We start from the raw sequence: 13,546 nt of genomic DNA, 5'->3' as shown, positions 1-13,546 counted from the left end.
ATTCTTCCTTAATTATTATTCGCAGGTGTAGATAATTCACAAAGAGCACGGCGAATACGGTTATAGCAAGTATAAAACAGCAACAAAGTTAAAAGGATAAACAGATAATTTACCCAACTAGAAAAGATAATCTGTGGAAAAATGCTAACGAGCAGTCCTAGCGTACCAAAAATAAAGGCTCGATCACTTTTACCAATAGGGCCGTCATAGCGCCGAGATGCACCAATTGATTGAGCGATAACGCCAATAAACTCAGTGAGTAGCGCAAGAAATAGAATTAATAAAATAAGCCAAAATGCTTGAGGGAAAATAACGGCAAATGGTGAGTAGAGTGCGACATCTGAAATGACATCACCAAGCTCATTTAATATTGCACCCAGATGGCTTTTCTGGTTGTGTTCTCTTGCTAACATGCCATCAATCGCATTGAGTGCCATACGAATAAACAGAACGAAAGGTAATAAAATAAACAGGTGCGGATTTGGAATGAACAGTAATAGCATTCCGCTGATCACGGATAAAAGTAAAGCCGCCAAGGTGACTTGGTTGGCGGTAACTCCCACACTAAATAACTTATGAACAATTGGACGAAGCAGATCTTGAAATTTAGGTTTCAGATCGTAAATGGTCATTGAGTGTTCCTTTCTCGTCACTGCACAATGATGCAGCTTTGGGATATATCAATACCCGATTGATTGATGTCTGCAATAAGAGCTATCTTAAGTTAGAAAATAACCAAGGAATATAGCCGTGTTATTTTAGTAAAAAAATTATTCTAACTATTTGAATAATTAACTAAAAATATTTAATGAAATTAAATGAAATGGATTTATTCACGTTGAGGAAAACAGATTAACAATATGATACCCGATCACGTCAATATCTTTTGTTTATCGATTTTTGAACGCATTCGTTTAAATTGGCTGGGTGTCATTGTGGTCATTTCTTTGAATTTACGGCAAAAAGCGCTGTGATCAGCGTAGGCACATTTACTGGAAATCTCAGTGATTGAAAAATCATCTTCGAGCAGTTCAATAGCATGTTCAAGCCGCATTTTTTGAATATATTGCTGAGGGGTTATCAAAAAAATAGCTTTAAACTGGCGGTTTAATTGGGAAAGGGAGAGGCCAGATATTTCAGCAAGAGTTGTCATTTTTATAGCGGTATCAAAATGTTCACTAATATGGCGTTCAACACGGCTAAGCTGGTTGTTCAGCTTAGGACTGACAGATTTTACATCTTGTAAATCCACTGAAATTCCTGCAACCCCAATAACCTGGTTACGTGTATTAAAAATAGGAACCTTAGTCGTTAAGCACCATCCCAACAAACCCGCTTTATACAGGTGAAGCTCTAGTTTATTAATGACGCTAATTTTCTTTTCCATCACTAAATAGTCCTGAGAACTATAAGTTTGGCCGAGTTCCGAATGAAAAATATCCTCAGCGCCTTTACCAACAAGATGATTAACACTGTCGATTTTACAACGAGTAGCTAGATTATCATTAGCCAATAAATACTTTGCATTATGGTCTTTTATAAAAAAAGTCACATTAGGCAAGGTATTAATTAGAGGCATGATTAAACCTAAATGATTTAATAAAACGTCAATATTATCAACGGGAAACAGCATATTTTCCTGGCTAATCAATAGCAATTTATTTAGATTGATCATGCTGCGCTCCGAAATATTAAATTAATCTTACTAATTCTGTTAAATATTTTGAGATTGTGCAGAAAACCGCATAAGTTTGTTAGAAAGATATCAAGAGTTGTTAACAAAAATCAAGCATTCTATTAACAATGATAATAAATAGGATGCTAACTGATGCAATCTCAATATACCAAAATTGAAGTTATCGATTCCCATACCGCAGGCGAGCCAACTCGGCTAGTCATTGATGGATTCCCTGATTTAGGGCAACAAAGCATGGCATCGAGATTGGAGCAATTACGCAAGCAACATGATGTATGGCGTAAAACCACCATTTTAGAGCCACGTGGCAATGACATTCTTGTTGGCGCATTACTCTGCAAACCACAAAACCCAGCGGCAACAGCCGGTGTGATTTTTTTTAACAATCAAGGTTATCTGGGAATGTGTGGCCACGGCACTATCGGTTTAGTGGCCTCGTTGCATTTTCTCGGTCATATCACTTATGGCAAACATCTTATTGAAACTCCGGTAGGAGATGTGACGGCGCAACTACACCAAGATGGTAGCGTGAGCATTCAGAATGTTTATTCATATCGTTATCGCAAAGCGGTACAAGTTAATGTCCCAGATCTCGGCCCCATTACTGGGGATATTGCTTGGGGTGGAAATTGGTTTTTTCTTGTTGAACAGTCACCAGTCGCCATTGATTACCAAAACATTAAAGTACTGACAGAAATTAGTTTAAAGATTAAACAAGCCTTAGCTGATCAAGGTGTTTGCGGTAAAGATGACCAAGAAATTGACCATATCGAATTATTCGGTTCACACCCCAATGCTAATAGCCAAAGTTTTGTTTTGTGCCCTGGTGGCGCTTATGACCGCTCGCCTTGTGGAACAGGAACCAGCGCCAAACTTGCCTGCTTAGCGGCAGATAAAAAACTGGCAGCTGGTGAAATCTGGCATCAAGCCAGTGTTATTGGTAGCCAATTTCAAGCCAGTTTTCAGCAGGCAGATGAAAACGGCATTATTCCTACTATTCGCGGACATGCCTATATCAGTGGGAAAAATACCTTATTGATAGATGAACAAGACCCATTTCGGTTTGGAATTTCGGTGGCATAGGGGAATGAAATGGAACGCAAATATCCAGTGATTGTAGTGGGTGGCGGTATTATTGGCCTGAGTATTGCGCTGACAGTTCAAGCTAATGGGTCAAACGTATTGTTGCTTGATAAACATGAAATTGGCCAAGGCGCCTCATTTGGCAACGCAGGGCATATTGCGACAGAACAAGTTTTTCCGATTGCTGACCCGAGTGTCTTAAAATCACTTCCGAAAATGCTACTTGACCCATTAGGGCCTTTGCGCTTGGATTGGCGTTATCTATTACCCTTAACCCCTTGGTTAATAAAATTATTGGGTAATATGCGCCATAAGCCTTTTACCCATATTCATCACACTTTGACGACATTAAATAGTGCCGCTTTTGATTCATGGCAAGCATTTATTCAAAAATGGCAATTAAGTGACCTTGTCAAAATGAAGGGGTCACTGTTGGTGGCTGAGAAAAAAGAAACTCTCGATAAGTTAAGTCATCACAGTGAGTACCTACAAAGTATTGGTGTGACAAATCAATTGATTGGTCAAAATGCGCTACTCACACGCGAACCTGCTTTATCTGAAAGCCAAATCGGGGGCATTTTTTATCCAGATACAGGCCATGTTGTGGATTTATGTGCATTACACCTAAAGTTGACCGAGGCGTTTTTACAAGCGGGTGGGCAGGCATTAACCCACTGTGAAGTAACAGAAATTACATCAACATCGAATCAACAAGCCGTATTGACAACGACCCAAGGGCAGTTCACAGGACAAAAAATTGTTATTGCAGGTGGCGCATTCTCTAAATCATTAGTCAAAATGGTCAGCCGCATCAAAGTGCCACTTGAAACAGAGCGTGGTTATCACCTGATGTTGCCTAATGAATTAAGCCGTTTATCAATACCTGTATCAAGTATGGATAGGCGTTTTATTATGACGCCAATGTCTCAAGGGTTACGCCTTGCAGGAACCGTGGAATACGCAGGGCTAAAGCGCCCCGCAAATATGCAGCGTGCTCAACATTTTCTTCCGTTAGCACAACCAATGCTCAAGGAAACATTAAACAGCCAACAATCGACATCATGGATGGGGTTTCGCCCATCCACATCAGACTCATTGCCAGTTTTAGACCACAAAGGTCCCTATATTTTTGCATTTGGTCACCAACACTTGGGGTTAACCCAAGCGGCGATCACCGCAGATATTGTAAATAGTTTTATACATCAGAAGCCGACAAGTATCGACTGTACCCCTTTTTCCATTGAACGATTTCTTTAATTTTGAGGAGAATTCAAATGAATTTCCATGGCATTCTTGTTCCTTTAGTGACCCCGTTTCATGATGATTTAACACTAAATGTCAGTGCACTTGCTGAATTAACTGAAAAAATTATTGAGCGAGGTGTTACCGGTTTAGTAGTTTGTGGAACAACAGGGGAATATTACGCATTAAATGAAGATGAACGTAAAACCGTGTTATCTACCGTTTGCAAGATTGCAAAAGGGCGAGTGACATTAATTGCGGGCATTAACGACTTATCAACCGAGGGGGCAATCGCACGCGCGAAACAAGCTCAAGAGCTCGGTTATGAAGGGTTAATGTTATCGCCTCCGCCGTATAGTCTGCCGGACCAGCAAGGGGTGTATGCCCACTATGAAAAAGTCGCAAAATCAACACCATTACCCATTATTATGTACAATTTTCCCGCTCGGATTGGTATTGAAATCGACATTGAAACGGTCATTAAGTTAGCTGAAATTGACAATATTGTCGCCATCAAAGAAAGCAGCGGTAGCTTTAGCCGAGCATTGCATCTATTACAAACACCATTCAAAAATTTCGAGGTTATTTGTGGCTGTGATGACCAACCTGTGGATTTCTTCTTTTGGGGTTCGAAAAGTTGGATAGCGGGGGCGGGGAACGTATTCCCAGCAGAGCAAGTTGCTATTTTTAATGCAGCACAGGCAGGTGACTGGCAACAAGCGAAGCAAATTATGACTGAAATCTATCCTGCAATTTACTCAATGGAGTCAGGGAACTATAACCAAAAAGCTAAGGCGGGTTGCTTGAATGGAACGTTCAATGTTGGCCCGGTTCGTTTGCCTCTGTCAAATCTAGCGTCTCAAGAACGCGATGAATTCATTAAATTAATTAAACGCTAGGGGGAAATATGACCATGACCCAACAGCAGGTGTTTGAACGTGCGAAACAAGGAAAACTGTGGGCAGGCAATTTGATTGCAGGGCACCCAGAACAGCAAAATAAATTAAAAAACCGTACCCCAATCGATAATAGTGTTATTGGTTTTATTGCTGACGGTGATGCGAACGATATTAATGCCGCGGTACAGGTAGCGCGTAACACATTTAATCAAGGTGAATGGCGCGGATTATCGCCTCAAGAACGTAAAGTTATCATGCTTAAATGGGCTCATCTCATTGAAAAACACAGTGAAGAACTTGCTGCGCTAGATTGTATTGATGCAGGTAAGCCTATCACTGAATGCTTAAATACGGATTTACCCGCAACGATTGACACCTTTTATTGGTATGCCGAAGCGATTGACAAACTGTTTGGTAAAATTGCACCAACAAGCCATCAAGAATTGGGGTTGATAGTGCATGAGCCTATTGGCGTGGTTGGTGCAGTGTTGCCGTGGAATTTCCCTGCTCAGATGTTTGCATGGAAAGTGGCACCCGCTCTCGCGGTAGGCAACTCGGTGATTGTGAAACCTGCCGAATTAACCTCATTAAGTGCTTATCGTATGGTGGAACTGGCCTATGAGGCAGGAGTCCCTAAAGGCGCATTAAGTCTAGTCTGTGGGTTAGGTGAAAAAGTCGGGGAAGCCCTTGGCCGCCATCATGATGTGGATGTTGTGTCATTCACCGGTTCAACAGAGGTAGGGCGTTTATTCTTAAAATATTCAGCAGAAAGTAACTTAAAAGAAATTGTACTCGAATGTGGGGGAAAAAGCCCTCAAGTGGTGTTTGAAGATGCCAATATTGAGGCGGCAATTCCGCATATTATGGCGGCTGCCTTTTGGAATATGAGTGAAAATTGCAGCTGCGGTTCTCGCTTAATTGTGCACGAAAGCATCAAAAAAACACTATTAGAGAAACTTGCCGTCGCCGTTAAAGAATGGAAAGTCGGCGACCCAAGGCATGCGGATATTTCAATTGGGCCAATGGTCGAACAAGCTCACTTTGAGAAAGTGAAATCATTTTTAGATGCCACATTAAAGGAGGGCGGAAAACTCATTGCTGGAGGGAAGATCCATCATGAATTGGGTGCTGGATGGTATATCGAACCGACAATTTTTGATGAAGTCACTCCTGAAATGTCACTATTTAAGCATGAAGTTTTCGGCCCTATTTTAGCCGTTACGTCTTTTAAAACTGATGATGAAGCGGTCGCTTTGGCCAATAACACTCAATATGGTTTAGCGGCTTCATTTTATAGCCAAAATATTCACCGAGCCATGCAAATTGCACAGCGCATTAATGCAGGTACCGTTTCAGTCAATGGTTTTAGTGAAGGCAATATTACAACGCCGTTTGGTGGCTTTCGTCAATCAGGCTTTGGCGGTAAAGACAACGGTTTAGAGGCATTTGAACAATACACTCAAACCAAGGTTATCTGGTTTATTCATCAATAAAAACGTTGACCTGAGTACCTTATTGGACTCAGGTTTTTTTTTACCCTGCAAATACAAATAAACAATTACAATAACGAAGGAGTACAAAATGGAAGCCATCGTTAATACAATCGTTGGTTACATCTGGGGTAATGCATTAGTGGTGTTATCGCTAGGTGTTGGGCTCTATTTTACATTAGCGACTCGCGGTGTACAGTTTCGCTATCTCATTAAAATGGTATGTTTGTTAAAGGAAAATAAAGCGTCAAAAGAAGGAATTTCCTCCTTCCAAGCATTCTGTTTAGCATTATCAGGGCGTGTAGGGGTAGGTAATATCGCGGGGGTGGCGACAGCCATTGCCGCAGGCGGCCCCGGTGCAATCTTCTGGATGGTTGTCATGGGGCTATTGGGAGGAGCAAGCGCATTTATCGAATCCACACTTGCTCAAGTATACAAACAGCGCTCTGATGGCCAATACCGCGGAGGCTCCCCTTACTATATCGAGAAAGGGTTAAAACTGAAACCATTTGCCATTGTAGTGGCTGCGGTTATTTGCCTATCTTATGGAGTACTGGTTCCGGGTATTCAAGCCAATACCATTGCTGATTCCTTTCAAACTGCATTTAACTTACCCCCAATTGCGACAGGCGGCATTGTGACAGTGCTGATGGCATGGTTAATCTTTGGTGGTGTAAAACGTATTGCGAGTGCAGCAGACAAGATCGTGCCAATTATGGCATTGGCATATATCGTCATGATGGTGATCATCTTGGGTAGCCATTACGAACAAGTGCCGGGTATGTTCAGTTTAATTTTCCGTAGTGCGATGGGAATGGACGCTGTATTCGGTGGTATTGTTGGTACGGCTGTCTCATGGGGTGTGCGCCGTGCCGTTTTTTCCAACGTGGCAGGTGCGGGTGAAGCCACATTTAGTTCTGCGGCGGCCGAGGTAAGCCACCCTGTAAAACAAGGGTTAATTCAAGCGTTTTCTATTTATATCGATACTGTCGTTGTGTGTACAGCATCAGGTTTGATGATCCTTGTCACCAATATGTATAACGTTTTTCCAGATGGTTCGGCGACTGCCTTAGTCGAATATGTTCCCGGGGTTGCCGCGGGGACCGCATGGACACAAATGGCGGTATCAACAGTCTTCACTTCTGCAGGGTCGGGATTTGTCTCAATCGCCGTATTTTTATTCGCTTTCACAACCTTGATGGCCTATTACTATATTGCAGAAACCACGATTGTTTATCTCGATAGAAAATTGCGTTACCCCATTTTGAAATTGATACTTAAGTTTGTATTTCTGATTATTGTTTTCATGGGAAGCGTCCAGTCAGTGAGCTTAATGTGGAGCCTTGGCGATATTGGGTTCGGTAGTATGAGTTACCTTAATCTTATTGCCATAGTCTTCCTGTCAAAACCTGCATTACGAGCACTGCGTGACTTTGAGCGGCAGGAAAAACTAGGCGTTGATCCGGTGTTTGACCCGAAAGTCGCTGGGATAGAAAATGCAGAACTCTGGGAAGATATAAGCCGCGAATATCACGAACAAGAAATTGGTATAGAACCGAAAGAGAAAAAAAATCAAGGGATGGCATATCAAGAAGAAGAGAGGAAAAACTAGAAGAAAAATGGCGGTGAGGGAGGGATTCGAACCCTCGATACGTTGCCGTATACACACTTTCCAGGCGTGCTCCTTCAGCCTCTCGGACACCTCACCGTTTTTCTAAATCTGTTGTGGAGTAGGGAATAAAAACCTGCTCTGCAACGGGGCGCTACTATAGGGAAAATAGCGTCTAACGTCAACTCCCTATTTATCCTTTTTCCGACTTTTGTTGCTGTTTAGCTAAATAAAAAACAATTTGATTATTATCTAATCTTAAATGTTATCAGCTAAGGTAAATAATACGTTTAATGTTAATTTGAAACGGCAAGTCGTGAAGATAAAAAGCGTTAGCTAGTTAACAAAATTCTGATTGAATACAGTGTATCGGCTTGATTAACTTGAAAAGAAATGCCATTCGGCACACTCTGTTAGAAACTAAAGAGGAGTTGCCATGAATATTTTATTTTACCATCCATTTTTTGATTCAAAACAGTGGATTGAGGGCATGAAAGTGCGATTACCCCAAGTGAATATTCGCCAATGGGAAAAAGGGGATAACCAAAGTGCAGATTACGCTATGGTTTGGTTACCGCCTTATGAATGTCTCGCTGGTCGCAGTGATTTAAAAGGTATTTTCGCGTTAGGTGCGGGTGTGGATGCTATTTTAAAGCAAGAGCAAGACAAACCTGGGACCTTACCGGCAGGCGTTCCTGTAATGCGTTTGGAAGACACTGGAATGGCGATTCAAATGGAAGAATACGCTTGTGCAAAAGTGTTAAGCTACTTTCGTCGCATGGATGAATACCGGCAATTACAATCACAGCGACAATGGAAGCAATTACCAGCCTACCAACACGAAGATTTTGTCATTGGTGTTATGGGAGCAGGGGCATTAGGGCAAGCGGTTGCAAAACGCTTAGTCAGCTTTGGTTTTCATGTAAGAACATGGAGTCGCTCTGAAAAACAACTTGATAACGTAAAAAGCTATTTTGGTAATGACCAATTAGCTAGCTTTCTTTCTGGAACCCGTGTGATTATTAATCTTCTGCCAAGCACGCCAGAAACGGTGGGAATTTTAAACCAGCAACTATTTAGCCAATTAGAGCAAGGGGCATATGTTATCAACCTTGCACGTGGTGCTCATCTGATTGAGCAAGATTTGCTTTTAGCGCTTGAATCAGGGCAAGTTGCAGGTGCTGCGCTTGATGTTTTTGCGAGTGAACCGTTATCGCAAATGCACCCGTTCTGGACGCATCCACGCATCGCTATCACGCCCCATGTTGCCGCCTTTACAAAACCGAAAGAAGCCATGGATATGATTGTCAGTAATATCCAGCGCATCGAAGCTGGCCAAGCTCCTATTGGTGTGGTTGATATGCAACGCGGTTATTAGTCACTTCTTTGTTGCGAGTGGTCTTTATGAACACTCGCAATCATCACCCCTAATATCTTTCCTATTTTTTCGATATACTGAAAGTAACTGCTTCGGTCACGAGGTGTGACTACTGAATCTGAAAAATAGGATAATATATGAACGAATTTTCAATCGTCTGCCGTATTTTGGGGACACTATTTCAACGTAGTCCCTCTGATAGCCTCGTAAAGCCGCTTATTGATATGATTGCTCAAGATAAATTAAAAGGATCATGGCCATTGGAGCAAGATGAATTATGGTCGCGCATGGCAAAAGATCTCGATATCAATGCGGTTAATGCGGATTACCAAGCCCTGTTTGTAGGTGAATCCCCAGCAGTTTCAATGCTAGCGAATGATTACGATTCTGAAATTACAGAAGCAGAAGTTCGCGAATTTTTAACTGTGAGAGGAATGTCCCTGACGAATGCACCTGCGGATGCTTTTGGTGCGTTACTACTCGCGGCTTCTTGGTTGGAAGACCAAGCGGCAGAAGATGAAACAGCCGCCCAAGAAGAATTATTTGATAGCTATATTCTTAGCTGGTATGGCAGCTTTTTAGGTAAAGTTGAAGCGCATGCTACAACCACGTTTTATCGTACTTTAGCCCAAATTACGCGTGATGCAGTTATTGCTCTGCGTGATGAGCTTGACTCAGAAACCGAATAGTTGTGACGCCGTCACTTTTTTATGATGATGTTACTTATGTTTTAGTCAGCGGTATTGATTAATAATTTTGTTTGAAGATTGAATAAGCTAGAAAGGCAACAGATTTTTTGTTGCCTTTCATGCTTTTATCAATCGAAATAATTTATGGTTAAAATTAATCAACTAATGGAATGACAAGTTTGCCCGGTTTGATTTCAAGCCCTTTAGCCAATTTCTTTGCGGTTGCTTCAGCAGCACCATTATCTGGATTTAACACATAAACAGGCTGAGTTTCAAAGAAAGTTTCAAGGGAACTATTTAAGTAAGGAATAACAGCTGACATAGCCGTATCCATATTTTCGGGTGTTACCTTGTAACTGCTAATATTTAATTCTTTTAAGTAAATTGAGCCGGTTTTGGCGTCAAAATAAGGACGAGCAGTGAGGGTCAGGTTAATTTGTGCTTCTGCTTTACCAATCAGCGAGTCTAATTTAACGCTTGCATCCCCTGTCAACGCGACTTTTCCAGGCTCACTGCGGCCGATTTCTGATTTTAAATTAGCGAGTTGAATATCCGCATCAGCAAAGCCAGTAATGCCGACCTTGTGGTCATATTTTACTTTATTAGCAAGATAATCATTAATTTGTGATTCACTAATACTAAACTCAGATAATTGACTACAACCCGATAAGAGAGTGAGAAAGCCCACCATAGCGGCGATTATAAACTTCTTCATAAAGACTCCTTTTACAGTAATACCGCTAGTTTAGCGCATTACTGCCCACTCAACATGACTGTTTCAATTTTTTTACGGTTAAATTGCTTATGCAGTGCCCATAAAGTGATAAAACCGATGATCCCTAATAAGAACCAAGGTAATTGTGGCATATTCCATTGGTGGCCAATATCGTACATCCAGCCGCCACCGGTGTAACCGACAGCTCCGCCTAAAGCAAGGCCTAAGCGGCTAAAGCCCATATAGCTCCCTCTGGCTCTTGGGTCAGCAAGTGATGCGCTTAGTGTTTCTCTAGCGGGGTCGGCAGTCACAGTACCTAAATAAAATAGGCAAATAAGGGCAAATAGCGTGTTGAGTGAGGTTGTCATGCCAATTGGAAACATGCTGAGACTCATTAAAAATAGCCCGGCCATGAGCCGTTGCTCAAGGCGAAAATGTTTTTCGCTCCAACGTGCAATAGGGTAAAGCAATGTTAAGGATATCGCTGCTTCAATCGCATACATCCATTTGACGGCAGTTGGCGTACCCGCTAACTCGTTGACAACAATAGGAAACATAAGCATCACTTGTACTGACAACATAAAATAGCCAGCTAAAGTGACTACATAAGTCACAAAGCGTTTGTCTTTTAGTACGCGACCCATACCTTCTTTAATAGGGGTTCTGATGGTTGATATTCGATAAGCAGGTAACAACCAAGCATTACAGATAGCAGCAATAATAAAAACAGCAGCGCCAACCCAGCAGACATAATGGAAGTCATATTGTAATAACCAACTACCAATCAACGCGCCAATAACGGCTCCAGCACTGTCTTGCATTAAGAGTAAAGAATAAAAACGGCCGCGTTCATAAGGGCGAGTTAATTTAATAACTAATGCGGTTCGTGGGGGATCAAACAAGGTTCCACCCAGTGCTGAAAGGACGCAAGATAACCATAAAACCCAAGGGTCATGGGCCACTGCCATCACCGCAAAACCACTGGCACGTAATAGCATTCCAATAACAATCATGGGTTTCGCACCAAACCGGTCAGCGATAGCACCGCCAAAGATACCTAAACCCTGTTGAACAAACTGACGAAGTCCTAAGGCAAAGCCCACCACCACGGCGGCCCAACCCAGTTGATCAACAAAACGAATGGAAATAAGTGGAAAAACAACAAAAAAGCCGAGGACAACCAACATGTTGTCAAGCAAAAGGAAATACTTACCAAGGCTTCTTGCCCGTGACACCTGCGCCATGAGACACCATCAGAAAAATAGCAAAGAGGGAATGATGCTTAAAATTAGTTATTAATAATATCAGTATATTGAGGTTTGATAGATGATATTTTTTTATCGATAAATATTCGTCATACTTCACTCTGTGACGGTGTTGACTGCGTTCGGCTCCTTGGGTCACATACTTGAGTATGCTCCCCAAGCTATCCTCTCTGGTCGCCTAGTCACAGAGCGAATTATTTAGAATATTGATAGGGGGCCATACTTCACTTTGTGACGGTGTTGACTGCGTTCGGCTCCTTGGGTCACATACTTGAGTATGCTCCCCAAGCTATCCTCTCTGGTCGCCTAGTCACAGAGCGAATTATTTAGAATATTGATAGGGGGCCATACTTCACTTTGTGACGGTGTTGACTGCGTTCGGCTCCTTGGGTCACATACTAGTGTATGCTCCCCAATCTATCCTCTCTGGTCGCCTAGTCACAGAGCGAATTATTTAGAATATTGATAGGGGGCCATACTTCACTTTGTGACGGTGTTGACTGCGTTCGGCTCCTTGGGTCACATACTTGAGTATGCTCCCCAAGCTATCCTCTCTGGTCGCCTAGTCACAGAGCGAATTATTTAGAATATTGATAGGGGGCCATACTTCACTTTGTGACGGTGTTGACTGCGTTTGGCTCCTTGGGTCACATACTTGAGTATGCTTCACAATGAAGGCATCTAGTGATGTATTCATATTTTAATTTACGTAACATATTTTTCGTGAATGAATTGTAAGCTACACTTTAACGTTCTAAGTTATTGGCTTAGAACTAAAGAAAATATCTGGCTTTTTATTAATTAAGGGTTAACGATGTTTGGTTATCGTTCAAATGTACCGAAAGTGCGTCTTGTCACTGATAGAATGGTTATTCGTTTGACTTACGAACGTGATAATTATCGACTAGCTGATTATTACAGTCTGAATAAAGACTTTTTAATTCCGTGGGAACCCATCAGGGACAACTCTCATTACCAGCCCGCTGGCTGGCATAATCGGTTACAAGTCATGAATGAAATGCATCGAGAAGGAAGTGCTTTCCATTTCTTACTATTAGATAAAGAAGAAAACGAAGTTATGGGGGTAGCGAACTTTAGTAATGTATTGCGCGGCTCATTTTATGCCTGTTACTTAGGCTATTCACTAGGTGAAAAATGGCAAGGACAAGGTCTAATGTATGAAGCGCTAACCCAAGCGATTCGTTATATGCAACAACACCAAAAAATGCACCGAATTATGGCAAATTATATGCCTCATAATATGCGTAGTGGTCATTTATTGACTAAGCTTGGCTTTGAACGTGAAGGCTATGCAAAGCAATACTTACAAATTAATGGTGAGTGGCGTGACCATGTATTGACGGCATTGACAGATAACACTTGGGCGCTGAATAAAGCCTAAATTCCTAATTTACTTTTCAATCGTAGTCAGTTGCAGCGCTCGCTGTTAAACTGATGCGATTGTATTCTTTTAGTCTAT

The 13,546-nt window shown here is 41.8% G+C and carries 12 protein-coding genes and 1 tRNA gene; 8 read left to right on the top strand and 5 right to left on the bottom strand.

Annotation, left to right across the window (positions count from 1 at the left end; translation table 11 throughout):
• Nucleotides 1-8: 8 nt before the first annotated feature.
• Nucleotides 9-632: a CDP-alcohol phosphatidyltransferase family protein gene (locus P3L40_RS12060; RefSeq protein ID WP_153673470.1), complete on the bottom strand. Its 624-nt coding sequence runs from the start codon at nt 630-632 to the stop codon at nt 9-11.
• A 239-nt stretch (nt 633-871) separates the two neighbouring features.
• Entirely contained in the window at nt 872-1,675 is an 804-nt protein-coding gene (locus tag P3L40_RS12055) for a helix-turn-helix domain-containing protein (protein ID WP_094962522.1), read from the bottom strand.
• A 153-nt stretch (nt 1,676-1,828) separates the two neighbouring features.
• Between P3L40_RS12055 and P3L40_RS12050 the strand changes: the two genes are divergently transcribed.
• The 5 genes from P3L40_RS12050 to P3L40_RS12030 all read left to right on the top strand — a co-directional run bounded on the left by P3L40_RS12050 (nt 1,829) and on the right by P3L40_RS12030 (nt 8,022).
• Entirely contained in the window at nt 1,829-2,779 is a 951-nt protein-coding gene (locus P3L40_RS12050; protein WP_004255115.1) for a 4-hydroxyproline epimerase, read from the top strand.
• 9 nt (nt 2,780-2,788) lie between these two features.
• Complete coding sequence (locus tag P3L40_RS12045) at nt 2,789-4,036, top strand: NAD(P)/FAD-dependent oxidoreductase (protein WP_210852588.1); 1,248 nt, start codon at nt 2,789-2,791, stop codon at nt 4,034-4,036.
• Between the two features lie 17 nt (nt 4,037-4,053).
• Nucleotides 4,054-4,920, top strand: coding sequence for a 4-hydroxy-tetrahydrodipicolinate synthase (dapA, locus tag P3L40_RS12040; RefSeq protein ID WP_136134767.1), 867 nt, complete (start codon nt 4,054-4,056; stop codon nt 4,918-4,920).
• A gap of 8 nt (nt 4,921-4,928) precedes the next feature.
• Entirely contained in the window at nt 4,929-6,413 is a 1,485-nt protein-coding gene (locus P3L40_RS12035; protein WP_136134768.1) for an aldehyde dehydrogenase, read from the top strand.
• A gap of 88 nt (nt 6,414-6,501) precedes the next feature.
• Nucleotides 6,502-8,022, top strand: a complete 1,521-nt coding sequence (locus P3L40_RS12030; RefSeq protein WP_210852589.1) for an alanine/glycine:cation symporter family protein — start codon at nt 6,502-6,504, stop codon at nt 8,020-8,022.
• An 8-nt stretch (nt 8,023-8,030) separates the two neighbouring features.
• On the opposite strand, the gene P3L40_RS12025 is transcribed toward P3L40_RS12030, so the two are convergent.
• Nucleotides 8,031-8,118: transfer RNA gene (locus tag P3L40_RS12025), tRNA-Ser, on the bottom strand.
• Between the two features lie 337 nt (nt 8,119-8,455).
• Between P3L40_RS12025 and ghrA the strand changes: the two genes are divergently transcribed.
• Nucleotides 8,456-9,397: a glyoxylate/hydroxypyruvate reductase GhrA gene (gene ghrA, locus P3L40_RS12020; protein ID WP_136134769.1), complete on the top strand. Its 942-nt coding sequence runs from the start codon at nt 8,456-8,458 to the stop codon at nt 9,395-9,397.
• A gap of 137 nt (nt 9,398-9,534) precedes the next feature.
• Entirely contained in the window at nt 9,535-10,086 is a 552-nt protein-coding gene (locus P3L40_RS12015; protein WP_096864844.1) for a molecular chaperone, read from the top strand.
• Nucleotides 10,087-10,240: 154 nt separating this feature from the next.
• Here P3L40_RS12015 and P3L40_RS12010 read toward each other — a convergent pair whose 3' ends face one another.
• Both P3L40_RS12010 and mdtH read right to left on the bottom strand, forming a co-directional pair.
• Nucleotides 10,241-10,801 (bottom strand): lipoprotein, encoded by a 561-nt coding sequence (locus tag P3L40_RS12010; protein ID WP_094962528.1) that lies wholly within the window; start codon nt 10,799-10,801, stop codon nt 10,241-10,243.
• 38 nt (nt 10,802-10,839) lie between these two features.
• Nucleotides 10,840-12,045: a multidrug efflux MFS transporter MdtH gene (gene mdtH / locus P3L40_RS12005; RefSeq protein ID WP_004255096.1), complete on the bottom strand. Its 1,206-nt coding sequence runs from the start codon at nt 12,043-12,045 to the stop codon at nt 10,840-10,842.
• An 835-nt stretch (nt 12,046-12,880) separates the two neighbouring features.
• Between mdtH and rimJ the strand changes: the two genes are divergently transcribed.
• Complete coding sequence (rimJ, locus tag P3L40_RS12000) at nt 12,881-13,468, top strand: ribosomal protein S5-alanine N-acetyltransferase (RefSeq protein WP_094962953.1); 588 nt, start codon at nt 12,881-12,883, stop codon at nt 13,466-13,468.
• Nucleotides 13,469-13,546: the final 78 nt, after the last annotated feature.

Origin of the sequence: Providencia sp. PROV040, assembly GCF_032706145.1 — a bacterium.
In the GTDB taxonomy this organism is placed as follows: domain Bacteria; phylum Pseudomonadota; class Gammaproteobacteria; order Enterobacterales; family Enterobacteriaceae; genus Providencia; species Providencia hangzhouensis.
The sequence above is the reverse complement of the archived record's forward strand: the minus strand, read 5'-3'. Positions and strand labels throughout refer to the sequence as shown.

Bases quoted from the DNA above. Each gene is read 5' to 3' on its own strand.
- P3L40_RS12060 (WP_153673470.1), bottom strand. From the start codon at position 632: ATGACCATTTACGATCTGAAACCTAAATTTCAAGATCTGCTTCGTCCA.
- P3L40_RS12055 (WP_094962522.1), bottom strand. From the start codon at position 1,675: ATGATCAATCTAAATAAATTGCTATTGATTAGCCAGGAAAATATGCTG.
- P3L40_RS12050 (WP_004255115.1), top strand. From the start codon at position 1,829: ATGCAATCTCAATATACCAAAATTGAAGTTATCGATTCCCATACCGCA.
- P3L40_RS12045 (WP_210852588.1), top strand. From the start codon at position 2,789: ATGGAACGCAAATATCCAGTGATTGTAGTGGGTGGCGGTATTATTGGC.
- dapA (WP_136134767.1), top strand. From the start codon at position 4,054: ATGAATTTCCATGGCATTCTTGTTCCTTTAGTGACCCCGTTTCATGAT.
- P3L40_RS12035 (WP_136134768.1), top strand. From the start codon at position 4,929: ATGACCATGACCCAACAGCAGGTGTTTGAACGTGCGAAACAAGGAAAA.
- P3L40_RS12030 (WP_210852589.1), top strand. From the start codon at position 6,502: ATGGAAGCCATCGTTAATACAATCGTTGGTTACATCTGGGGTAATGCA.
- ghrA (WP_136134769.1), top strand. From the start codon at position 8,456: ATGAATATTTTATTTTACCATCCATTTTTTGATTCAAAACAGTGGATT.
- P3L40_RS12015 (WP_096864844.1), top strand. From the start codon at position 9,535: ATGAACGAATTTTCAATCGTCTGCCGTATTTTGGGGACACTATTTCAA.
- P3L40_RS12010 (WP_094962528.1), bottom strand. From the start codon at position 10,801: ATGAAGAAGTTTATAATCGCCGCTATGGTGGGCTTTCTCACTCTCTTA.
- mdtH (WP_004255096.1), bottom strand. From the start codon at position 12,045: ATGGCGCAGGTGTCACGGGCAAGAAGCCTTGGTAAGTATTTCCTTTTG.
- rimJ (WP_094962953.1), top strand. From the start codon at position 12,881: ATGTTTGGTTATCGTTCAAATGTACCGAAAGTGCGTCTTGTCACTGAT.